Annotated in this window: 15 protein-coding genes and 6 pseudogenes; 8 read left to right on the top strand and 13 right to left on the bottom strand. The window is 49.7% G+C overall.

Features of this window, described 5'->3' with window-relative positions:
• Window positions 1-46 precede the first annotated feature (46 nt).
• The 4 genes from ACFWHB_RS11715 to ACFWHB_RS11730 all read right to left on the bottom strand — a co-directional run bounded on the left by ACFWHB_RS11715 (window position 47) and on the right by ACFWHB_RS11730 (window position 4,677).
• On the bottom strand, window positions 47-778 hold the full coding sequence (locus ACFWHB_RS11715; protein ID WP_395948447.1) for a hypothetical protein: 732 nt from the start codon (window positions 776-778) through the stop codon (window positions 47-49).
• A gap of 3 nt (window positions 779-781) precedes the next feature.
• Window positions 782-3,559: a TcfC E-set like domain-containing protein gene (locus tag ACFWHB_RS11720; RefSeq protein ID WP_395948448.1), complete on the bottom strand. Its 2,778-nt coding sequence runs from the start codon at window positions 3,557-3,559 to the stop codon at window positions 782-784.
• 7 nt (window positions 3,560-3,566) lie between these two features.
• Window positions 3,567-4,037, bottom strand: coding sequence for a hypothetical protein (locus tag ACFWHB_RS11725; protein WP_395948449.1), 471 nt, complete (start codon window positions 4,035-4,037; stop codon window positions 3,567-3,569).
• 97 nt (window positions 4,038-4,134) lie between these two features.
• A complete protein-coding gene (locus tag ACFWHB_RS11730) occupies window positions 4,135-4,677 on the bottom strand; it encodes a hypothetical protein (protein ID WP_395948450.1) in 543 nt (180 codons plus the stop codon).
• A gap of 380 nt (window positions 4,678-5,057) precedes the next feature.
• Between ACFWHB_RS11730 and ACFWHB_RS11735 the strand changes: the two are divergent.
• Together ACFWHB_RS11735 and ACFWHB_RS11740 are read left to right on the top strand one after the other, a co-directional pair.
• Window positions 5,058-5,184: pseudogene (locus ACFWHB_RS11735) on the top strand (IS3 family transposase); the annotation flags it as partial.
• 16 nt (window positions 5,185-5,200) lie between these two features.
• Window positions 5,201-5,353: pseudogene (locus tag ACFWHB_RS11740) on the top strand (IS3 family transposase); the annotation flags it as partial.
• 446 nt (window positions 5,354-5,799) lie between these two features.
• Here the strand turns inward: ACFWHB_RS11740 and ACFWHB_RS11745 are convergent.
• On the bottom strand, window positions 5,800-7,176 hold the full coding sequence (locus tag ACFWHB_RS11745) for a hypothetical protein (RefSeq protein WP_395948451.1): 1,377 nt from the start codon (window positions 7,174-7,176) through the stop codon (window positions 5,800-5,802).
• Window positions 7,177-7,921: 745 nt separating this feature from the next.
• Here ACFWHB_RS11745 and ACFWHB_RS11750 point away from each other — a divergent pair.
• Complete coding sequence (locus ACFWHB_RS11750) at window positions 7,922-8,851, top strand: LysR substrate-binding domain-containing protein (protein ID WP_395948452.1); 930 nt, start codon at window positions 7,922-7,924, stop codon at window positions 8,849-8,851.
• A 67-nt stretch (window positions 8,852-8,918) separates the two neighbouring features.
• On the opposite strand, the pseudogene ACFWHB_RS11755 reads toward ACFWHB_RS11750, so the two are convergent.
• Window positions 8,919-9,170, bottom strand: a pseudogene (locus ACFWHB_RS11755) (IS5/IS1182 family transposase); the annotation flags it as partial.
• Window positions 9,171-9,233: 63 nt separating this feature from the next.
• On the opposite strand from ACFWHB_RS11755, the pseudogene ACFWHB_RS11760 reads away from it, so the two are divergent.
• Window positions 9,234-10,042 (top strand): annotated as a pseudogene (locus ACFWHB_RS11760) (IS1595 family transposase); the annotation flags it as partial.
• 68 nt (window positions 10,043-10,110) lie between these two features.
• Window positions 10,111-11,273 (top strand): annotated as a pseudogene (locus ACFWHB_RS11765) (IS3 family transposase).
• Window positions 11,274-11,376: 103 nt separating this feature from the next.
• Here ACFWHB_RS11765 and ACFWHB_RS11770 read toward each other — a convergent pair.
• The 3 genes and pseudogenes from ACFWHB_RS11770 to ACFWHB_RS11780 form a co-directional block, all read right to left on the bottom strand.
• Window positions 11,377-11,757, bottom strand: a complete 381-nt coding sequence (locus tag ACFWHB_RS11770) for a YgiW/YdeI family stress tolerance OB fold protein (protein WP_395948453.1) — start codon at window positions 11,755-11,757, stop codon at window positions 11,377-11,379.
• A 106-nt stretch (window positions 11,758-11,863) separates the two neighbouring features.
• The gene (locus ACFWHB_RS11775; RefSeq protein WP_395948454.1) at window positions 11,864-13,150 is read right to left on the bottom strand and encodes a DUF5666 domain-containing protein; all 1,287 of its coding nucleotides are present in this window, start codon (window positions 13,148-13,150) and stop codon (window positions 11,864-11,866) included.
• 1,086 nt (window positions 13,151-14,236) lie between these two features.
• A pseudogene (locus ACFWHB_RS11780) lies at window positions 14,237-14,482 on the bottom strand (integrase core domain-containing protein); the annotation flags it as partial.
• Between the two features lie 275 nt (window positions 14,483-14,757).
• On the opposite strand from ACFWHB_RS11780, the gene ACFWHB_RS11785 reads away from it, so the two are divergent.
• Window positions 14,758-15,078 carry a helix-turn-helix transcriptional regulator gene (locus ACFWHB_RS11785; RefSeq protein WP_395948455.1) on the top strand — a complete coding sequence of 107 codons (321 nt, stop codon included), beginning with the start codon at window positions 14,758-14,760 and terminating at the stop codon, window positions 15,076-15,078.
• A gap of 657 nt (window positions 15,079-15,735) precedes the next feature.
• On the opposite strand, the gene ACFWHB_RS11790 is transcribed toward ACFWHB_RS11785, so the two are convergent.
• Window positions 15,736-16,386 carry an SOS response-associated peptidase gene (locus ACFWHB_RS11790; protein ID WP_395948456.1) on the bottom strand — a complete coding sequence of 217 codons (651 nt, stop codon included), beginning with the start codon at window positions 16,384-16,386 and terminating at the stop codon, window positions 15,736-15,738.
• 163 nt (window positions 16,387-16,549) lie between these two features.
• On the opposite strand from ACFWHB_RS11790, the gene umuD reads away from it, so the two are divergent.
• Window positions 16,550-16,969, top strand: a complete 420-nt coding sequence (gene umuD / locus ACFWHB_RS11795; RefSeq protein WP_395948457.1) for a translesion error-prone DNA polymerase V autoproteolytic subunit — start codon at window positions 16,550-16,552, stop codon at window positions 16,967-16,969.
• A gap of 2 nt (window positions 16,970-16,971) precedes the next feature.
• Window positions 16,972-18,246 (top strand): translesion error-prone DNA polymerase V subunit UmuC, encoded by a 1,275-nt coding sequence (gene umuC, locus ACFWHB_RS11800; RefSeq protein WP_395948458.1) that lies wholly within the window; start codon window positions 16,972-16,974, stop codon window positions 18,244-18,246.
• 407 nt (window positions 18,247-18,653) lie between these two features.
• On the opposite strand, the gene cas6f is transcribed toward umuC, so the two are convergent.
• From cas6f to ACFWHB_RS11815, 3 genes are read right to left on the bottom strand one after another with little or no spacing between them, the layout of a single operon-like run.
• The gene (cas6f, locus tag ACFWHB_RS11805; RefSeq protein ID WP_395948459.1) at window positions 18,654-19,280 is read right to left on the bottom strand and encodes a type I-F CRISPR-associated endoribonuclease Cas6/Csy4; all 627 of its coding nucleotides are present in this window, start codon (window positions 19,278-19,280) and stop codon (window positions 18,654-18,656) included.
• Entirely contained in the window at window positions 19,277-20,347 is a 1,071-nt protein-coding gene (gene csy3 / locus ACFWHB_RS11810; protein ID WP_395948460.1) for a type I-F CRISPR-associated protein Csy3, read from the bottom strand. Before csy3 ends, cas6f begins: the two co-directional genes overlap by 4 nt.
• The gene (locus ACFWHB_RS11815) at window positions 20,337-21,713 is read right to left on the bottom strand and encodes a type I-F CRISPR-associated protein Csy2 (protein WP_395948461.1); all 1,377 of its coding nucleotides are present in this window, start codon (window positions 21,711-21,713) and stop codon (window positions 20,337-20,339) included. Before ACFWHB_RS11815 ends, csy3 begins: the two co-directional genes overlap by 11 nt.
• Between the last annotated feature and the right edge of the window lie 544 nt (window positions 21,714-22,257).

Below are 22,257 nucleotides of genomic sequence, written 5' to 3' on the forward strand. Positions count from 1 at the left end.
TACCCAACTTGCTGATAAAGCGACTCGCGTCATGGGAACGACCTCGTTATGACTGTTTGCGAAGTGTGGCTTCGGCCTTGAACTTGTTGCCGTAAGTCGCCATTTTCGCTTTCAGGGTGGACTGGCTCACCATGACGGCGGGTAATGTCAGGTTCAACTTGCGTCCCGCGAGCACCACAGCATCGGTACTGCACTTGCTGCGCTCTTTGTCGGCCGTGTTTTGGGGGCAGCCATCCAGGTACAAGGTGAAAGCCGTGTTGCCGCGATTCACGACTGTCACGCTGTCGCCTCGATAGGTCATGTCATAAGCCAGTGGCTGCGCCTCCTTGGCAGGAACGATGACCAAGGGGGCAAACCCGAATGCCATTTTGACGGAGCTGTTTTGCGAAATTTCATCTTCTTTATCAAAGTAAGGCGTTGGCGCAAACGACACCTGGAACACCCTATCTTTATTGACTGGCTCGCCCACTATCGGCTGATACATCAGTAAAAAACTCTTCTTGAAACCGGGCTCTACGATGGCACGCGCCGGGTGTGCGGACATCACCCATTTATCTACGTTGTCACGGGTATATGGCTCTTTGCGAAGTTCACCATTTTCGACAATCAACTCAGTTATCAACACGGTGATGTACTGCCGTTGATCTTCTGTGTTAGTGATGGTGAACTCCGCCCGCCCTTTGGGATCGCTATATTCAAGCATGGAGTTAATGCCGATGGCATGTGCTGGCACGGTGACCAGCAGCGTCAACCACGCACTCAACATTCGCAGTTTCATCGTTTACCTCGCAGTCATTAGTTTGTCTACGCTCGCATCATTGAGCACGATATAGGCTTCCAGCTCTTCCAGCGTGGTTCGCTGGGCCAGCGAGAAGACCTTGTTGTTTTTCACATACAGATAGAGTTTGCCTCCCACTTCCACCGTTTGCGCTGCCAAGCCCACGCCCTCCAGCTTGGCGATTGTGGCGTTGGCTTTCTGAGTGGACTCATACATGCCGATGTAAAGCAAATCGCTGGCACTCTGAGTCTCGCCAGAGGCAAACGCGACACGCCCCTCTTCCGACATCAGGCCCGGCAAGCAATAAGTTTCAATCGCTCCAGCTCGCATCTTGCCAGACTCGGTGATACACAGCCGGCTGGAAGACACCAGGCGATAATTGCCCCCCGCCTGATAATTCACCCGAAACACCCCATCTTCCGACAGCGGCTCCACCCCTGAGCAGGCTTCGCCCACGCAACGTATTTTCCGGACGGGCTTACCATGGATGTCGTTTAGCACGAATAATTGCGATACCATCTGCGTCACCTTCGCATCGACCGTATAGACGGTGCCGGGATAGACAAACTCACGGCGAACGTTGTTGTCGATGTGCAAGTTGCGCGAATCTGCGTCAATAACGAACTCGGTGTCGGTGTAAGGCCTCAGCGGAATGACGGTATCCCCCCTATCCAATTCACCGTGATAGGTGGTCCGACCGTTCTGACGAACGTTGTAGTGCACATCATCCAGGGATATATCCGTCGTTTGCGTCGTATCATGCTCGCCCTTGGGGTTAACTACAGCGACTTCAGGCGTCACATGGATAAACGACGCCCCGGTCTGATGGGTGAAGCCCACCCCGTCGGCAGAAATGAACTGGCTGCCCGTCAAGGTCATTGACGCCATTTGACGATTGTTATTACCGACGTAGCCATAGGCGCCCGCGTTGAACCACTGCGTATGGCCATTGACGGTACCTGAAAAGGTAGCCTCCATTGGCACATCGGATTCGCTCTGCAATGCCAGCGAGGTGGTAGCGGAGGTAGTCCAGTCCCCATGTGTCATGTTTTTAGTGAGTGACCCCTCGGCCCGTGAGCGCCCTGATTTATCGGTGGTAATGGAGATGTTGGACGTAGTGTTATCATCCAGGGTGTAAGTGGCCATAACCCCAACACGAAAATCGTCATAGCTTTCGTTGCTGCTGTAGGCGGTATCGAAACTCCACTGTCCACCAAACAGAGAGGTCATCCAACCAGCCGAAATATCGTCGGAGTCGGATGTGCGAACCTCCGTTTGGGTATAGGGTGATTCACTGTCGTAATGAGAATAGGTGACGTAGCTACTCCCTCCCCATAGGGGGGCCGAATAGGAAGCACTGAATTGTCGATAGGAGAATTCATCATAGAGCTGAGAGGCCAAACGATAGTCTCGATTGGTTTCATCCGTCTCGAATCGGTTCATTGACAGGAACACGGGCCCCATCGTGAGGGTCGCCAACTGATAGCTATCTTCACCATTGAACAACCCCAACATGTACGAGGCTTGTAGCCAGTCGCTCCAGGCATAATTGATACCAATCTGACCATAGCTGTCATCCTGGTTACTGGTAATGCCCCCCGCCAGCAGCACATTGTCGGCCAAGCGCCACGACAAGCGTGACTGCGCATAGTTTTGTGAGAAGTTCTCTGGCGAGCGGAGCCACGACAGATCCTTTTGCTCTGGAATATCTTCAAACCGACCGGCGGTCAGCACGTAATCCCAATCACCGACCGGCAGGCTGAACTGCTGGGAATTGACAATCTGGCGCTGCTCGTCCAATACCACCTGGCCACCCGCGCGCAAAAGAACCCGCACGTTATAGACCCCAGGCGGCAGGTCTGAGTAGGCGATATCCTGGCGGCCCTCGGAAACCACCCGGGTCAGCAGCAATCGCTCACCCTGATAAATTTCCAGCTGACCCGCCTGCGGCGCAAACAGATAGATGGATTGAAGGTTGTCCTTTCCTCCACGCACCAGATTTCGGCTCGAACCTACCTGGAGCGAATAGGAGGTATATTCGGCATCATCATTCAAAAAATCGGTTGAGTTGAAAAATATTTGATCGCGTTCGCTATAACCCGCCACAGCCCGAAAGCCTTCGACCTCAAGGTCGTACACACCTTTGAACACGTCGAAGTCACCGGACGCACTCTGAGCCTGGGTATTGAACAACAGATGACCATAGGGCAGGCCGATGGCCGTCAGATTGGAGGCGGTCACGCCACCATTGGAGTGCTGATCGGCATAGCTATATAGTCGCGCTTGGTTCACGAACGCGTTGCTGGTTCGCGCTGCGGTGTGATAGGCGATTTCGCCACTCGTCGCGTGCGTGAGCGACGCTGAGCCAACAAAAATGGTTAGCGTGTTGTTGTCATAATCAAAAACATATTGAATTTCTTCGCCTGTTACACCTGGCTTGCAATCGACCAAGCTCACCTTACACCCTGGATTGGCAGGAACACCTTGTGTCAGCGCATGGGCAATGGTCTCTGCGGCACTGTCCGACAGGCCTTTGTCGACGAGATAACGCTCCAGTGATGCAACCTGCGAGTTAGGCAGAATAAACTGGTCGTACGACGCCTGAGCTTCGACCTTGAGTCCGGCCGCATCACCAGCCAGTCGCACCATGACATCTTCTTGTTGCATCTCGAAAAAGTCAGAAAATTCGACCGGATAGTCAGCCGCCCGCACCTGGCCAGACAAAGTCCAGGATGATGCAATGCCCATTGCGACAGCGATAGAAATCAAACTAATACGCATAAGTCACCTACACCACTGGCTCTGCTATCATGCCAATATGGCCCTCGCATTGCTGCGAGAGATCTGATTGAGGAATAACAGGGAAAGAAATTACAACGCCGTGCTCATTTTCAATGCCGGAAAAACGATGCTTTTCATTCAGAACAATTGGCTCCCCCCCCTGCATAGAGGTCACCGTAAGACTAAGCGGTTGATCATTGCACTGACCACCGAGATGCGACATAAAAAGGTCGTATGAGACGTTTTGCCCTGTCACTGAGCGCACGCTAAATGGAATTATTAGCGGCAAAAAAGTTTTTAGTGACACATCATACACGGATTGAAAAATATATTTATCTGCAACAATCTCCAGACCAGGAGCTGCTTGGTTCGTCGTAATGAACACAGACACAGGCAAGCTGCGTTCAAGCGGGGCGGCCCAAGAAATAGATGCAAATGCGCAATAGTACGACACTAATATAGCGATAAATATACGCATAGACAGAGCCTTAGTCATTGACGTTATAAAATAACAAAACAGAAAAAGGGGGATTTCTCCCCCTCCCCTCCTTCATCACCCTGACATCGCGATGAAATTACAGTACTGCATTACTGATAACGATGCGTGCATGTACATCTACCGCTTCGCCAGCAATAGGTTGGTTGGATGGCAGGGCGACACCCGAGGGAACAACTGTCAGGTTGGTAACACCGCCCTCAGCCTTATCGATTGGGAGACCATTGACTTCCACTTTAGCGCCATCTGCCATAATCGCATAATATCCCTGAGCATCTTGCTCCTGCGGCAACCCCCCCTTGGTAGCTTGAACGCTGGTCAGTTGGTAACTATAAGTGCTGGCGGGAGCACCCACGGTATCGTCAGTATAGTCAAACACATTAAAGCTCAGAGTGCTCGCGCTGGTCAGAGTACCTTTGCCAGCGGCATCCACAGAAAACACCAATGAACCACGTTGTATATCATTACCAACGGTGTCTTTAATGATGAAGCCATTGGAGGTGGGCCCCATGGGTACGGTACCGGACCAGGTGAAGGTGGCGGACGCTTGTTCAGCAGCGGAAACTGTACCAGTAACACCCATAGCGCCCATAACAATGGCCATTAATATAGTCTTTTTCATTTCTTCACTCGCTCTATAATAGATTTAACAACGATAAAGTAGGTGCGCAGATAAAGTAGGTGCGCAAGCCACCCAACAAGCACAACAAACATGGCGGGAGCTATGAGAACAATTGCTCACTTCACTCACTGCTTTAGTGCAAGCTCTATAAAATTCGATGCGTACTTTACCCAAAGAAAACGAATAAGAACACTTAATGAGCATTTATTGCAAACAATAACAATAGTCAAATTAATTGTTTCATTACGTCGGCGTTATTTCCAAAATAAGCCGTCAGGATGCAACGCCCTTAACCCCAAATGACAGTGACATTCTAGCGGCCTAATCGCCCCAGACACCATCTTAGGTTGTACAGTCGCCACCATGACCGGTGGTGCCCAATGACAAGATTACGTCTCTCATTCGCTGCCGAACTCAAACTAGAAGCGCCCCTTGGCGCTCGGCCAGGGATATACAGTTCCCAACGCTAGTCGTTCACTGGATGTTGGTGAAACCGTGCTTCGCCGATGATTTCAGTAGCTGGCTGTTCAGAAGTCTGAAAATGGAGTAACTTCCAGCAACGGGGTATACAAACCTGCAGAAAGCGAAACGTGATATCAGCTATTACCTGATGGATTACAACAATTGGCAGCGCTCACATCAATTCAATGATGGGATACCACCAGCAGAAACCTAGGTTATGCTCTCAAAGCGTTCAAATATCAGGCAGCGCAATTTTCAATCATGAAAAGGGTCTCTAAAGAGGCCTGTTTAGGTGGTTTTGAAGTAGAAGAATGCGGCATTTCTGGAGGAATTGTGCCCCATAGAATGGGGAGGCCATTTTTCAACCACTTTGAAAATACAACCTAGGTTCGCTCACCATTCCACTCGAATTCGCTTTACCCATACGGAACCATATGCAAAAAAAGCCCCGACTATGCGGGGCCATGTGGGTTTCTCTCAATGTGAAAAACGTGCGGACATTGACTGCAAAATTCCTTTTATTTAATTAATTTATGAATCATTTTAAGCGCACCTCCGGTGGGGCTGGATAGTAAAGTGTGACCGAGAGATATAAACTACTTGAGCGCACCTTCACAACATCATTCTGCATTTCAGATATTGCTTAATGTGAACGTCGCTTCACTCATCAGGAATAAGTGCCGCGAAGGAACCAGGTAGAGAGAATATTGTGAGAACATTGACCAACTGTTCTTGAACAGTAGAGTTGTCTCCACCAAAATTGCCCTCCGACCACGCCACCACATTGCCGTTTGAAGTGAGTGCTGCGAATGCAGCTCCATACGCCGAGTTAGAAAATATTTTCTCCACATTGGTCAACTGCTCCTGAACAGCGGAGCTGTCCCCACCATAGGAGCCTTCTCCCCACGTCACCACATTGCCGTCTGATTTCATCGCCGCAAATGCAGCATATGTAGAAGATATACTCGTTACATTGGTCAACTGCTCCTTAACAGCGGAACTGTCCCCACCGAAAGTGCCATTTCCCCACGTCACCACACTGCCATCTGATTTCAGTGCTGCAAATGAACCATACGTAGTATATACCGTCGTTACATTGGTCAACTGCTCCTGAACCGCGGAGATGTCCCCACCGAAGGGGCCATCTCCCCATGCCACCACACTGCCATCTGATTTCAGTGCTGCAAATGCACCAGACGTAGAATATACCGTCGTTACATTAGTCAATTGATCCTGCTCAGCAGAATTATTCCCTCCAAGGCCGCTATTTCCCCACGTCACCACACTGCCATCTGATTTCAACGCTGCGAATGCATAATATTTACCATATATCGTCGTCACATTGGTCAATTGATCCTGAACACTAGAGCTGTCCCCGCCATAACCGCTATTTCCCCACGTCACCACACTGCCATCTGATTTCAGCGCTGCAAATGATGCTATCGCTGGATATATCATCGTCACATTGGTCAACTGCCCTTGAACAACAGAGCTATTCCCACCGTAGTCGTCAGCGCCCCACGTAACCACAGTGCCATCTGATTTCAGTGCTGCAAATGCAGCCTCCGAAGCAAATATCTTCACAACATTGGTTAACTGCTCTTGAACACTAGAGCTGTCCGCACCGTAACCCGAGCGCCCCCATGTCACCACATTGCCATCTGATTTCAACGCTGCAAATGCAGCATTGCCACCAACTATCGTAGTCACATTAGTCAACTGATCCTTAACCGTAGAACTATTCCCACCAGAGTCAGAGTCCCCCCAGGTAACCACACTTCCGTCTGATTTCAGCGCTGCACATGCCCCAGACACCGTCGAATATATTGTTCTAACATGGGTCAACCGATCTTGAACAGCAATAGTAGATCCACAAGTTGCGCCAGTCCCCCACGCGACTACAGTTCCTTCGCCCGTAACTTTCAACTGGCATGACGCAGACAATATTTCTCTTTTTTCCATTCGGGAGGCAGTAATAATGGCGTCACTGTCAGTAATACCTGTCACAACACCATTGCCGCTATTAGTTTCATACATGTTCTTAGTTTCAGCCTACACGATTAAATTTAACAAATTTATCAAGAATGGAAAAACGAGGCAACTTAACAAGTTCATATTGCAAGCAATAACAATAGACCATCAGCCATAAACGAGCCTGAGCCTTACCCTGAATAAAATATATAATTTTGAGCTTCGAACAACATTCCAAATAAATTTAGCCATGATTTTCTCACACTAAAACCTGAGCGTTTTGCTAAGAAGAATATTGAATAATATATAAAATGGGGTCATAACTTGGCAATAGAACGTCTGGCTACAGATGACCTGCCACCACGAAAAATTGCCTATGAGGCTAATTCATTGTTTATAGCTCTCTCACTAGCAGGTTGAGCGGTGCTTCAGATGGACGAAGAAGTTTCGCCGATTCTCAACGAGATATGAAAAGCTAGCGGGAAGTTTTGCAGCTTTTATCAAGCTGGCTTTCTGCCTTCGTTACTTGCGGGAACAATTGGCGGACAGGAACCAGCATGTCGTGAACACAGTCTAGGATCGGCCTAACAGAATATCCAGATTTGTTGACCACTACAGCCTCAACAAAAAATGTTTAGCGCTAAAATATTTCACAATACCCAATAAGCAAATCCACAACCACTTAATTGAGTGTTATTGCCAACAGTAACGTTTCAATCAATGAAGTTTCACACAGATTACATAATGGCTTTTCAATATGTGTCAGTTATACTAATGGATAACTATTAACAAACCATCATGGTTCAATTAAATGAAAAATGAGAACATTGATTTGAATTTGCTCAAAATATTTAACTGTGTTATGGCAACTGGAGGTATCACTGCAGCAGCAACACACTTGGGGATGACTACAGCTGCAGTCAGTCAAGCCATGGCTCGACTTACCCGTCTGATTGATGAACCATTATTTCTACGACAAGGACGGGGGATTAATCCCACAAATCGAGCCTTAAGTTTGCACCAAGAAGTGCAAGGGCCACTTTACTCTATCGAGAGGGCCTTTAAATCAAGTAGTGCTTTTGACCCTCAAACGAGTGTACGAAAATTTCGTATTGCCAGTCACCCTGATATAGATCTAATTGTACTGCCTATATTAATAGAGCATTTCTCACGGGTTGCACCTAATTGCCAAATTGAATGCCTCCCTAGGTATTTAGAAGAGGATTCGCGTCAACAAGCATTAAGGCAGCACAGCATCGACCTAATTATAGCAACCACATTTATAAATGAACCTGGATTTTACAACGAGAAGTTATTAGATCTTGAGCTTCGCTCAGCTTGTAGAGTTAATCATCCTAGGATTAGGGGGACTCTTAGTTTTGAACAATTCTTTAAGGAGAAGCATATTGGACTTGATATTAGACGTAATAATGAATGGGCTGTTGAAAGTCTTGCTAGTGATACGCTTCCATCACGAATGATTGCCTATGAATCTAACTCTATCTTTACAGCACTATCTCTAGCAAGTCGCACAGATTGGATTTGCATAACTAGTCAGTGGCACTTAGAACAAGTACACGATATGTTCAACTTACAGAATCTCCCTGTTCCTTGGGAAACAGATAATTGCCCTATTTATATTAACTGGCACCAACCATTAGAACGTGATGCCGGGTTAATGTGGCTTGTCACACAATTTCGTTCGCTGTTCTCACAACTTGATAGATTTCAGTATCCTTAGGAAACACCTTACAGCGGTGTTGTTGCCTAAATCAGCAAGCCATGACTTTCCCAGCCCCAGGTGACAGCTACACTCGGGGCTTTCTTACAGGTAGACCAAGGGTATTCAGTTTGTTTATCGTGCCCACATACGCCATCACTTCTCCTACTTGGTTGTTTTATTTTTTCAGCGTGATTCTACCTGCCATTAACTGCTTGAACCGGGACATCGCTGTTTCTGCCAACGAGCGACGGTGATATCCCGATATCTTCTTCCAGTAAGCCAGCCCTTCCTTGCGCATCACCAGCACCGCCTCATTTCTTGGGTGTCCCTTTTTCCATGGCGCTGTCCCAATTACATGTTGAAAGGCTTGAAGTAGGTCATCACCTTGAGGGCCTCCATCATGGATACCCAAGCCTTTCAACATCTACTCTCTCTTTTCCCACAGCTCACTTTGCGCCGGCGTCGCCTCGCGCAACATGAACTCACCGCTCCTCACCCCATCACCTCTTTAGCCACCCAACTCCCCCCTTGCCAATGTTGCCCTCACTGCCAGGCCGAGGCCGCGCAGTTGGCCCCCTGGGGCTGGAGTCGAGGGTTGCGTCGCTATCGCTGCAAGCAGTGTCTGCGTACCAGCTCCGTTCTCACCAAGACGCCGCTGGCTCGACTTCGCAAGGCACAGTGCTGGGAAGACTATGCCCAGGCCCTCATCGACGGGCTGACCGTGCGACAGGCAGCCGTCCGCTGCGGAGTCTGTAAAAACACCGCCTTTTTGTGGCGTCACCGCTTCCTGAAAGCCATGGCGAGCCACCAGGCGGCACGGGAAGGGGGGATCGTCGAGGTTGATGAGACCTTCTTCCTGGAGTCGTTTAAAGGGCAACGTGGTTTGCCCCGCCCGGCCCGCCATCGTGGGGGCAAAGGCCGTACCCGAGGCACAGGGTCGGATTACATCCCGGTGATGGTGGTTCAGGACCGGGCTGGCCACCATGCGGATTTTCAGTTGGAGAAAATGAATGCCGAGAGGTAATAGCGCTTTTGGCACCCCTTGTCTCGTCAGATGCGGTGTTGTGTAGCGATGGCGCCGGGGTGTATGCCAGTTTCAGCAAAGCGCAGGGAGTGACCCATCAGGTCGTGCGCAATCGTCAAGGTGAGCGCGTGGTTGGCGCGTACCACATCCAGCATGTAAACGGGTACCACAGGCGTTTGAAAGAGTGTAGTGGTCTAATCATCCCGGACATCATTTTAGGTGGTACAGTCGCCACCATGACTTGAGGTGTTCAATGACAAGATTACGTCGCTCATTTACTGCTGAATTAAAACTCGAAGCCGCATCCCTGGTACTCGACCAGGGATACTCTGTCCCCTAAGCCAGCCGTTCACTGGATGTTGGTGAAACCATACTTCGCCGATGGGTTCAGCAGCTTCAATCCGAACGAACCGGCACCACCCCAATCGGCAAAGCGCTGACCCCGGAGCAGCAGAAAATCCAGGAGCTGGAAGCCCGTATCAACCGGCTCGAGCGCGAAAAGGACATTCTAAAAAAGGCTACGGCTCTCTTGATGACGGACGAGTTCACTCGTACGCGCTGATAGACCGATTAAGAGAGCAAGCCCCCATCACTCTGGTCTGCTGCGCTTTCGATGTTCCAACATCCTGCTTTTACGACTATCTGGCCCGCAAGCGGACGATTAACCGTGAGCGGATGCAGCAACGCAGCGAGTTGCGCCGTTTGTTCAAAGAAAGCCGGAACTCAGCGGGCAGCCGCGCCTTGATGTCGATGATGCGGGAGTTGGGGTATCAGATTGGCCGATTCAAAGTGCGCAGTCTGATGAAGGAGGCCGGTCTGGTATCCAAGCAACCGGGTGCTCATCGCTATCAGGTCGCCCGGTCTGAGCGACCGGATATTCCCAATCTGCTGGCGCGTGAATTTGATGTCCAGCAACCCAATCAGGTGTGGTGTGGCGATATCACCTATGTCTGGGCCGGTGGCCGTTGGCATTACCTGGCCGCAGTGCTCGACCTTCATACCCGGCGGGTCGTGGGCTGGGCGATATCTGACAAACCTGATGCGGAGCTGGCAATAAAAGCGCTCGAGATGGCCTATCAGCAGCGGGGTTGCCCATCAGGTGTGCTGTTTCACTCCGACCAAGGCAGCCAATATGGCAGCCGGGCATTTCGGCAGCGGCTGTGGCGCTATCGCATGACCCAGAGCATGAGTCGGCGTGGTAACTGCTGGGATAACGCACCGATGGAGCGGTTGTTCAGGAGCCTGAAGTCAGAATGGCTCCCGGCAACGGGCTATATGAACCAGCGAGAAGCGAAGCGGGATATCAGTTACTACCTGATGGATTACTACAACTGGCGGCGTCCACATCAACACAATGACGGGATCGCGCCCGCAAAAGCCGAGGATCGGCCTAACCAAGTGTCCGGATTTAGTTGACCACTACAGTCTGAAACTGATACCGAAGGAAGCTCGCTCTAAAGTAGCGTAAACAAGACACCGGTTTGAGGCCGGTGTCAGGTGATAACTAGATCTGTACATTCTAACCTTTAACAAAGCCCCCTTTACTTTGTGAATTCGCATCAACTATTTCTAGTGATTGCACATCAATTTCTGTCTTGATCAAAGTATGATCCAACTCACCACGAATGCGGATAAAATCACTTGCCCCAACAGTAATACCACGCCACAAGTCCTGCTCTATTTCCACCGCAACCTGCCCGCTTGTATCGCTGAACAGGTAGATTTCACCACCGAGGCTCTTAAATAGCTTGCCTTCCAAAGTAACCCAGCTGTCATCGGGTAAGTCTTTCAGCTGTGCAACCGAGATTTTACTATGCTCTTGTGCCCCCGAATAACCAGCAGCACTGTAAGCCGAAGTCGAAAATAACACTACCATAACTGCTACATTTAAATTCTTCATTATTGCACCCTCTAGTACTGGAGTTTATTAAAAACCAACAAACAACTTTCGCCATGAAATGTGGTTGACCACGAGCATGGTTAAATAATAATAATATTAAACTATATTAATCATCCATACGACAGTTGCTAATCATGTTGCCATCAAAATGACAATCCAGATCCATCCATCTTCCATCATAATTTTCCAGGGAATTGTCCGATGCTCGATAGCCCCACAATTGACCTAGTGATACTAGCCCTCGTAGTTCCAGACTGTCATCCTTCTCATCAGGCTCTATTTCACGAACTAAATTAAGACCAGCACTAACTATGCCGTCAAGTTCAACCCAACGACCATCTAAATTGTCTTTAGTCAATCCATCACCGAGTCTAGTCAACTCATCCAGTTCAAATCGAATTCCGTTGATGGTTAAAACGCCCCCATCCCAATCAGCCAATCCAGAGAGCTTGAACTGTTGATTTGGAATAGGTGGGGATGGTGTGTGACCATCATCAAACTCGATTTCAGCTGCAATCATTCCCTGACTACCCAGTCTAATTTCGACCTCTACCTCTACACCAACCTGAAGATTAGCCTGAGAACCGTTTTCAAAGCGGGTTGTACCCGTTACCCATACCTGACGTTGGCGATCGAGTTCAAGTAACCCTGTACTCTGTTCAAAGTACTGAATCCGTCCCTCTATTTCACTTTGGTCAGGCAAACTATCTCGGTCATCTATATCTACTTTTCCAGCCTTAAGTTGCTCACCCTGCAATAAACCAAAGACTTCAGCCCAACGCCCTTCCTGTAAAGGGCCATCTTCAATATGAGCTCCTGCGTAACTAACTTTGAACTGGCCCATCAGAAAGGTCTCTGTAGTACTATCTAGCCCCACAATACGGTTTTCAATCTCGAACCACATAGGCTTACTGATTAGCACTGTAACTTCACTGGTAATCACCCTGCCCTGAGCATCATATTCACCGAATACCATCACCCAGTCGCCAGCGTTCTGACCCACCTCCACCTTATCCAGCAGTACACCGTTAACACTCCAAATTCCATTTTCACTGCGTGTGTCATCTATTTCCAACTGCCCAGTTAACAAAGGGTTAAGTGTTACTTTATCCGCCTTGTCAGCCGTAACAACAACTTCAACATCCATTCCAATTTGCAGCGGATCAGCCCACATATCATCAGCATATTGCACCTTGGCACCAACCAACTCGATCCACTGATGATTAACTTGCATTCGTTCCCCAGTGAGTTGCTGAATCGTACCGCTTACAACACGACTGCTGATTGTCGGAGGAGGTTGGGTACTGCCGCTATCCTCACCGTCATCGCTACCACCGCAAGCAGTGAGTATCACGCCCAAACCCAGTGAAAAAATCACCTTATTCAATTGCATGCTGCAACCTCACTCAGCCCCAAAATAATTTGATAAAGAAAACCATCACCACCATGAGGGGTGATGGCTGACAATAGTCAAAAAGGAACACATACGGAGGATGCAATAGTGCATGCCTCACATCGCACAGGAACAGCCAAGCAATGAAACACCATGAACTTGGCGATAGTCAGCATACCTCTACCCGTCAAGAAAGCCACTAAAACGCCATTTATCCCCCACAATAACAATCGTATTTAACAATCTTCTATAATATAACTACTGACCATGAAATAAATCAATTCCTGACCTCACCTTCATTTTAAATATAAAACTGCGGCACAATTACAAGTATCAACACAATAAATATGAAAAATATCATTTGGATTTACTATTGGTATTCGACCCTGTCATAATTGATGAAGGATCTCCCGCTGCGGCTACACAACCAGACATGACCACAGTAGTGGTAAACCAACCAATCAGCCGCCTCGCAAGTCAGACTGATGAATCGTTATTCTTCCGACAGGGACGAAATACTTTACCTACAAATAGCCTTGGGTCTAGATATAAAACTCGCGAATCACTATGCTTCACAGAGCAGGAAGCATTATTAAATGGCAATTTAACACCATGAGAAAATAATGAACCTCCGTATTGCAAGTCAATATAAATCCGCCCCGTCCCCCTAGACAAACTCAGCGATAAAAATGAACTAATTAATTCTTTGTGGAGTCCTGCCTCCACTTTGAGCCGAAGCAAAGCGGGAAGGGAGAAGACCTGATAGCAGCAATTTTTAATACAGATATACCCTAATCAGGGATATAACTGTGAAACCGCCTGGCCCGTTTGCGGGCGCCGACACACTGATCACGATAGCAGTAGCCATACAGGGAAAGCTCCGACGACTAAAGGAAGAAATATTTGCAAACCTTTGGCCCCTCCTCCACCGGCTCAACCTCAGCCTGCTTATTTTGCAACCCGGTAACCAACTGATCCACCGCACGTTGCATCACTCCCTCATCCAGACGCCTGCGATCAATCGCCTCCTTGCACTTTTGTTCCATTCTCTCCCAAATTGCGTCTATATCTCTATATCTGTAGTGGTCAACTAAATCCGGACACATAATGAAGCCGCTTTTCGGATTCTGCTGGCGGTATCCCATCATTGTGTTGATGTGGCCGCCGCCAGTTGTAGTAATTCATCAGGCAATAACTGATATCCCACTTCACTTCCCGCAGGTTCATCTATCCCGTTGCTGGTAGCCACTCCGTTTTCAGGCTCCTGAGCAACCCCTCCATCGGCACGTTATCCCAGCAGATTCCACGCCGACTCATGCTCTGGGTCATTCGGGGTCATTCGGGGTCATTCGGGGTCATCATGCCTCTTACTCCTTTTGCTAAGACCAAAATCCGTTATTCGAAAAAAATCTCATCCGTCTCCCTTTCGGCTAATGATCCATAAATAGAACCTTGATACAGGTTTTTGGGGTTTGTGTTCCTTTTAGAGGACATTGGAACTTGGCCAAAATGCAACCACCCGCTGCATGCCACTTTATTCTGAGATTAAGCATTGGTAGCCTTGAAATCATATGGTTCTATGTTGAGTACAATGAATGTTTCGAGATATGTCACCTGCCGCAATGGCGGCAGAATTGGGGATGCGCCTAAAAAGGGCTCGTTTGAACCAAAATATCACTCAGAAACAGCTCGCAGACCAAGCCTGGGTCACTCGAAAAGCGGTCTTGAATGCTGAAAAGGGGCAAGTATCACTGGAAGTTTTTGTTGCCATTATGGTTGCGCTGAACCTGGACGACCAGCTGGACCTCTTCCTGCCGGTACAGCTCATTTCACCGTTGCAACTAGCAAAGTTGGCAGGGAAACGGCGGGAACGAGCGTCTCCATCTTCTGTCAAGAAAGATAGCAATGAGGATGAATTGTCTTGGTGATGAATATGATTCTGACCTCATATGCCTACCCTCCCTCTGATATCCCATTGTTCGGTGTCGACAATAATCTGACTTTGTTTGAATTTGCAGTAAGCTTATCACTAACAGCATCTTGCTCTCCCTGCTTATGATGCAACACCCGAGTGAATTGCAAGATCACATTGTCAAGCTATCAACTTGGTTGACAGCTCAAGAGGTCTTATCTAATGCAGGCTATAGGGGAAATCACCCAATTTTATTACCCTATATATGGATGGCCAACGGGAGGATATTCTCGCTATCAGTTAATGGGTGCGATCTATTTCCTGCCTATGCACTAGGTTTAGATGGTAGGCCATTACCAATTATGAAGCCTATCCTTAGAGGGTTTTCTGGTACCCGCCATGCTCTTTCGATTGCTTGTTGGTTTGCATCTGCTAACAGCTGGCTGGGGGGCGTGGCACCCATGGATATGCTATTGAGTGATGAATACGCTGTACTATATGCAGCAAGAATGGAAGTGGCTCCTATTGAACATGGTTGAACCACCGTTAATCATCAAAAATGACGTTAACATTATAATTTCATGCCGCTATAAATAGGAATGTTCTTTACAACTACGGCTTGGGTAAATCTCAAAAAAATCCAACCGGTTAACCACCAATTAGTGGTCTACCATCATCCCCGTTGCTTGCTCTTATATTTATTCTGAACTCGCAAACCTATCAGCATATCATTGGTCTGCTGAATCATATAAGTTCGCGCCAGTTCAGGGTCCTTGCACCCCAGCCAGGCGTCGTAGTCATCCGGCGACACGATGACCAGGATACGCTTCTCATCCCCTGGCTTGTGCATTCGCCGCAGCAGTGGGTGGGTGTCGGCATTGATGGTGAGCTGGGAGAAGCTGAAGGTGTAGCCCTGCTCCTCCTGCCATGCCCGCCAGATGCCGGCCACCGCGAAGGGCATGCCGTCGGCCATGCTGATCCGCCAACGTTCGGCCTTGCCGCTCTCGTAGCAGGGCTCGAAGAAACCGGTCATGGGCACTAGGCAGAGATGCCCCTGCTGCCAGGCGTTGCGGTAGGTCGGCTTTTCACCCACCGTCTCGGCCCTGGCGTTCATCGTGGTGTAGTGCTTGTTGCCTGGCTGCACCTTCCTTTTCGGCACCATCCCATAGCTGGCGATCAGCGCCTGCCGCCGGCCGTCTCGCTGGATTAGGATCGGTGCCTGGTAGTCCTGCCACACCTCCTCCTTCCAGTCGTATCCAGGGTCATCAACCCCGAAGTATTCCACCAGCACCGCCTTGGTGGTCGGGATGTAGTTGATGCACATGAGCAGCCCCTCCATCGTATGAGAGCCCAAGCTCACCAGGTCGGCCTCTGCCAAGCATAATTGGCCACGAACCCCCTTGCCTTACCAAGACCCGATCGCCGACCAGTGATCTTTCCGGATCCCTAAGATAGAATAACTGTACGTTCATACAGTTAATATCACCATGATTCCCCATGCTATCGATGCACCTCTCATCGAGATCCCCCTGTTCCTCACCCTTGCCGCCTGCGGGTTCCCCTCCCCGGCTCAGGACTATGTGGAACAGACCATCGACCTCAACCAACACTGCGTCCCCCACCCGGCGGCCACCTTCTATGTGCGGGCCAGCGGCCACAGCATGATTGGGGAAGGCATCAATGACGGCGACATGCTGATCATCGACCGCGCCATCACAGCTCGCCACGGCGACATCGTGCTGGCCTGCTTGGATGGCGAGTTCACCGTCAAGAAGTTGCAGGTGCAGCCCGTCCCTGCCCTGCTGCCAGGCAACCCCGACTTTCCGCCGATCTACCCGCAAGAAGGGCAGGAGCTGGATATCTTCGGCGTCGTCACCTTCGTCCTGCGCAAAACCCGGCGAGGGTAGCCATGCCAACCGCCATTGCCCTGGTCGACGTGAACAACTTCTATGCCTCCTGCGAGCGCTTGTTTCGCCCCGACCTCAGAGGAGTGCCGATAGTCGTGCTTTCCAACAACGATGGCTGCGTGGTTGCCCGATCGGCAGAGGCCAAAAGGCTGGGGGTCAAAATGGGGGTGCCCTACTTCCAGATCCGCGAGGTATATGAAGAGCAGGGCGGCATCTGGTTCAGCTCCAACTACGCCCTCTACGGCGACATGTCGAACCGGGTGATAACAACCCTGGAGAGCATGGCCCCAACAGTCGAGGTCTACAGCATTGATGAAGCGTTCATCGAGCTCGGGGAATCTTGGGCAGGCGACCTGCTGGCCTATGGCCGCCAGATCCGCGAACGGGTGCAACAGTGGACGGGCCTCACCGTCGGAGTCGGTATTGCGCCGACCAAGACCCTGGCCAAGCTGGCGAACTACGCTGCCAAAAAGTGGCCGGCCACCGGCGGCGTGGTGGACCTGCATGATGATGGGCGCCGCGCCAAGCTGATGGCCATCACCCCGGTTGAGGAAGTCTGGGGGATCGGGCGCAAACTTACCGCCAAACTGACGGCCCAGGGTATCAACACTGCGGCTGACCTGGTGGTGGCCGACCCCAAGAGCCTGCGCCGTCAGTATGGCGTCGTCGTCGAGCGCACCGTGCAAGAGCTGCGGGGGATCCCCTGCGCCGAGCTGGAGCAATTGGTCCAGGCCAAGCAGCAGATCATCTGCAGCAGGAGCTTCGGCGAGCGCATTACCGAGTTTGGCCTAATGCGGGAGGCACTGGCCGGTTACATGGAGCGGACCGCCGAGAAGCTACGGGTCGAGGGACAACACTGTCGCCATGTCACCCTGTTTATCCGGAGCAGCCCCTTCTCGGAGCGAGAGACCTATTACGGCAACCAGATATCGATCAGGTTGCAGACATCCACCTCAGATACCCGTGACCTGCTAGCTCTGGTTGAGCCTCTGCTGCGCCGGATCTGGCGGGATGATGTCCGCTATATGAAGGGGGGCGTCATGCTGGCCGACTTTACCCCAGCCAGCATGCACCAGAGAGAGCTGTTCGCTGACCGGCAGCAGGATCCCCGTAGCGAGGCACTGATGAAGGTGATTGACCAGATCAATCAGGGAAGATTAGGAAAGGTCTACTTCGCGGCTCGTGGCCGGGACACTACGGAGTTGATGATGAAACGGGAGCAGCTCAGCCCCCGCTACACAACTAACATCAGTGAGATTCCTGTGGTGAAGGCATAGTTTGAAGTGCCTCGACTTCTCAATGTGTTCATGCTGCCATCCTTCACGTAGCGCTCCACGACTACACGTCACTCTAGCCAATACAGGGATACCCGGACAGTACCACATTTGCCACAAAAAAAGCCCAGCCATAAGGCTGGGCTAGACAACTCCTGCCTCTACGGCAGATAACAGACCCCCACTTGGGTGTTTTCTTCCAGTCCTAATCTTGGCTGCCTATGCGGCAGTTCACAACGTACCCGCTTGGGTCGCTTGGTATACTGCGTTCTTGGCTGCCTATGCGGCAGTTCACTGTGCACATCTGTCATATACAGTCTTGAATAAAATGGGAAATTCGTCAACACAATAGCTTGACCATTTTTCTGCGTGTCTTTCTAACTGTTTTTTTATTTTGCTAAAGATAACACCTATCTGAAAAGGGTTGAAACAATCGCTCCCAAATCCGGTACGTGCCCAGTGTAGCGTTCATTGGAGGCCAGCCCATAGCTGCTATAGGAACCGCACTCAATATTCTGTTCATCGCGATACTTTTGTACATGCAGAATGTAACTTTGATTGTTACTGGCACTTTGCATTACAACTGAATGAAAAAACCCAATCTCCCTCATCTCGCCAGGTATGTGAGGTTGGAATACTTCGCCCCTAGCTTCTGCCCTATGTTTTGCTCTGGCTAATCGCCGCTTCCGTTCTCCGACAAACATTTTTGCCAGATTTTGATTCCGAATGAACCTGACACTCTGGCATGTATCTGGTACCGCCAGAACTAGACTAAGCGTAAAGAGATGATCAGCCTGCATTACCTGAAAATAGGACCGTTCTCTAAATTGCTCCAACAAGGATTGACTCGTACTAACGAAGGCGATCGAACAACCTAGACTTTTATCACTCCACTCAGGAAAAGCCACTCCAATCTGAATATCGGGATGGTTTCGGTTAAAGCCGTGAAGGGTTGATATACAGCGGCCAGCCAACAACCCGCAATCAACATCATCAGGCAGGTAACGAATAGCAAAAAAGTAACGAGGTTTGTTCATCTCCCCTTTCCTTTCTGGAACAATCCTCCTTTAACTAATACTGCCATCAAATAGTGAACCTCCCCTGGGAGCTCAGTCAATCCACCTTCATGTGAACCCAAATCAGAGGCAAACTGATCCGCCTTTGCTAGCAAGTGATAAAAATCCTGACCAGTGGTAGGATGTCGCATGGTTGTCAGCGCCTCGTGATCCGCACCATATTCATGCACGCGTAACGCCAACTCCGCATCATCAGCCCACCAATCATCAATTTGTTGCAAGGCTGCACCAATTTTCTGCGGATTGATGCAGGCAGCCAACTGACCATTGCTACACTCGGCTGTGGCTAGCTGACGGCTTGCTACGCCGTATTCTTCCGCCCGCTCCGTAAACTTCTGACTAGGAAAGATTTCTTGGCAAAAACCCGTTTTCAGAGCGGCGGTGACATCGACGAACCAAAACCTATTCGGCTCGCTTAGGGCGTTTGCCATTTCATAAGCCAACTGCTCTAGTTGTTTTTGCTCTGATTCTGGCCAACCCCCAGACCAACTCAACCTGCGAGCATCTTGGATATGGTATGTCGACCCCAGCGAGGTTTTGATCTTGATGTCAGTGCCCTGGGTGAATTGATTGCGCCATAGCCAAGTACCCATGAGCACATTAGAGCTGTAGCGACGAGCCAACTCATGGTATCCCCCAAGTTGCTGATAGACCTTCGCCAGCCTGACCATCACACACAACACCTCGGGGTCGGAGCAAACATATGGCTGCAATGAGTTGGCCTCCACTCGGAGCGAAAAGCGGCAATAAATCTCATCGACGTTTGGGGGAACATAACAGACCTCGATAGTCTGAGGATTGCTATATGCCAATTCATATCGCTCAATGTTTTTCGGTCTTAAATTGGCCTCAAATCCCTCCGTGTAACCACATTTCTGCCCGCTTATCTTTGCCACTTCTATTCTCAGAGGCACAAAATCGGATGTCTCTGTTTTATAGAAGAACACTGCCTTACCAGGAGATAGCGAACGGATATAACTGAGATGGGTGCAGAGCTCCATGAATTTAACCCAAGTTTTAGTGTCCATTCATTAGAATAGCTCCACCGACATCACTCAACTGCCAAAAACCAGTACTAAAGAATTTTTTCTGGCCAGCCAACCTCATTTCCACTGGATTGATACAGAGTGCCGTACCGATAGTAGACTCTGCGTAGACATGCAGAGCTTCAATAGAACCCTCCCGCTCGACAGGTTCCTCAAGAAATACAAAACCTGTCGCAACCGGGCGTAATCGACGGTCGAGCACTAATGCCTCACCCAGCCTATCAACACTCAGCGAATCATCATCAGACGGATATATCCAACATCCATATCGTGGCAAACGGGACAATACGGTAAACAACTCACTTTTTTCTTGGTAAACCGTGCACCAGTTGCGCTCTTCATACAACGGTGGTGGGTGCAACGTACCTCCTGCAAATCGAGCAGGCAGTGCAGCTCGTAGCAAATCGATACAGGCTGCGAAGGACTGGGAACCGGCGGTTGGTACATGTATCTCAATCACCAAATCCATAGCCAGATCGCAGTATCTCCCATCGAGTACGCCAGGGCGACGGACGGCGGATATTGTGTTGAGATCTACCAATTTAGACAGTTCGGGTAGATGCTTCCCAGCCACCCTGCTGTAATGACTCAGGTACCAGGCTATCCCACCAAAATGAACAGGTTGCGTTATCAATGACCGCGTTCGGCGCTCAAAGTCATGACAAAACCCGGCCAATGCTGAGAGTGATGGAATACCACAAAGATAGGGATTAGCCAAGGCTGAAGCATCGTATACAGTTAATCCAGACAAATGCAGGTAGCAACAAGATGTTGGGAGATGAGGCTCATCCTTTTGCACATCGTCAGCTAACTGCCTGAGCAACCATAAGATCTGACTTTTGAATGGTGCCATCAATTCTGGATGATACGCATAGCGCCTGCCTGCCGGATGGTTTTGTAGCTCAATATGGAGCCTTCCCGACACTTGTAACATGAGGTCTGGGAGCATTTTTTGAGGCTTAATGATCAGCCCGTGCTCCACACTCTCAGTTGACAGTCCACTAGGAAGACCATGACCAATATTCTCTATCTCATCCCGTAACTCTATTATCGGCCCTAACCATATCGTCAATTGACGCCTCAGATAGCGAAGCGCCGAGAGCCGCAATTGCCGCTGTTGTTTTCGAGTCGATCCTGGCCAAGATATCAAATTGTTCAGTGCATCAATAAATACATGATCATTAAAAATGGATCGATCAAACAGGCTTTGACCATCAGCGAGTCGTTGAAGACGAGCCTGTGAGAAACTGCGAGCTTTGTCCCGGCTCACCGGCGGAGGGTAATCGAGTACAGCTACCTTGCCACCGAGGACACCAACCAAGCCCCCCAACGCTGGCAGGATGGTCATGATGTATATGAGTACAATGCAGTTTCTTTTCATTAATTACGTTCTGTAGTAGAACAAGCAGTGTATGACTAACGACTGGAGTAACGGAGCAGTAGTGACCTCGATATGGAAATCGCACCTGTTTCGAAAATGGGCTAACTTTAGTCGGGAGAATATTGCTCTCCAAATGATTAGCTAACTGCTGGCACCAGATATCAAGTTGCTGTTGCGTCAACCCTAACCCTGTCAACGCCTGCTCCCATACCATACTCCTTGCTACTAGCTGTAATACCAGGTTAGTACTGACCCCTTGATATCGAAACGAAGTGCTGTACAGCTTGGCCAGGTTTATATCGGAACTATCGTGGGCCCACCCCATTTTCATGGGTAAACCCGCGCTGGTGATGACACCAGGGAAAAGTGGTGGTGAATCAATTATGAGCCGTTGACCACTGACCCGAGCATCAGGATATTTCAGATTGTGAGTATGTAACCAGCGAACCGTCTTCAGGCAATTCGCCATGTGGCTCTCGTCGCCCAAAAGCAGTCTGGCATGACTTTCGTC

Source organism: Aeromonas mytilicola subsp. aquatica (assembly GCF_044336385.1).
GTDB classification, from domain to species: domain Bacteria; phylum Pseudomonadota; class Gammaproteobacteria; order Enterobacterales; family Aeromonadaceae; genus Aeromonas; species Aeromonas rivipollensis.

Coding starts and splice junctions, on each gene's coding strand:
- ACFWHB_RS11745 (WP_395948451.1), bottom strand. CDS start 7,176: ATGTATGAAACTAATAGCGGCAATGGTGTTGTGACAGGTATTACTGAC.
- ACFWHB_RS11770 (WP_395948453.1), bottom strand. CDS start 11,757: ATGAAGAATTTAAATGTAGCAGTTATGGTAGTGTTATTTTCGACTTCG.
- csy3 (WP_395948460.1), bottom strand. CDS start 20,347: ATGGACACTAAAACTTGGGTTAAATTCATGGAGCTCTGCACCCATCTC.
- ACFWHB_RS11815 (WP_395948461.1), bottom strand. CDS start 21,713: ATGACCATCCTGCCAGCGTTGGGGGGCTTGGTTGGTGTCCTCGGTGGC.
- ACFWHB_RS11725 (WP_395948449.1), bottom strand. CDS start 4,037: ATGCGTATATTTATCGCTATATTAGTGTCGTACTATTGCGCATTTGCA.
- ACFWHB_RS11715 (WP_395948447.1), bottom strand. CDS start 778: ATGAAACTGCGAATGTTGAGTGCGTGGTTGACGCTGCTGGTCACCGTG.
- ACFWHB_RS11730 (WP_395948450.1), bottom strand. CDS start 4,677: ATGAAAAAGACTATATTAATGGCCATTGTTATGGGCGCTATGGGTGTT.
- umuD (WP_395948457.1), top strand. CDS start 16,550: ATGATTCCCCATGCTATCGATGCACCTCTCATCGAGATCCCCCTGTTC.
- ACFWHB_RS11775 (WP_395948454.1), bottom strand. CDS start 13,150: ATGCAATTGAATAAGGTGATTTTTTCACTGGGTTTGGGCGTGATACTC.
- umuC (WP_395948458.1), top strand. CDS start 16,972: ATGCCAACCGCCATTGCCCTGGTCGACGTGAACAACTTCTATGCCTCC.
- cas6f (WP_395948459.1), bottom strand. CDS start 19,280: ATGAACAAACCTCGTTACTTTTTTGCTATTCGTTACCTGCCTGATGAT.
- ACFWHB_RS11720 (WP_395948448.1), bottom strand. CDS start 3,559: ATGCGTATTAGTTTGATTTCTATCGCTGTCGCAATGGGCATTGCATCA.
- ACFWHB_RS11790 (WP_395948456.1), bottom strand. CDS start 16,386: ATGTGCATCAACTACATCCCGACCACCAAGGCGGTGCTGGTGGAATAC.
- ACFWHB_RS11750 (WP_395948452.1), top strand. CDS start 7,922: ATGAAAAATGAGAACATTGATTTGAATTTGCTCAAAATATTTAACTGT.
- ACFWHB_RS11785 (WP_395948455.1), top strand. CDS start 14,758: ATGTCACCTGCCGCAATGGCGGCAGAATTGGGGATGCGCCTAAAAAGG.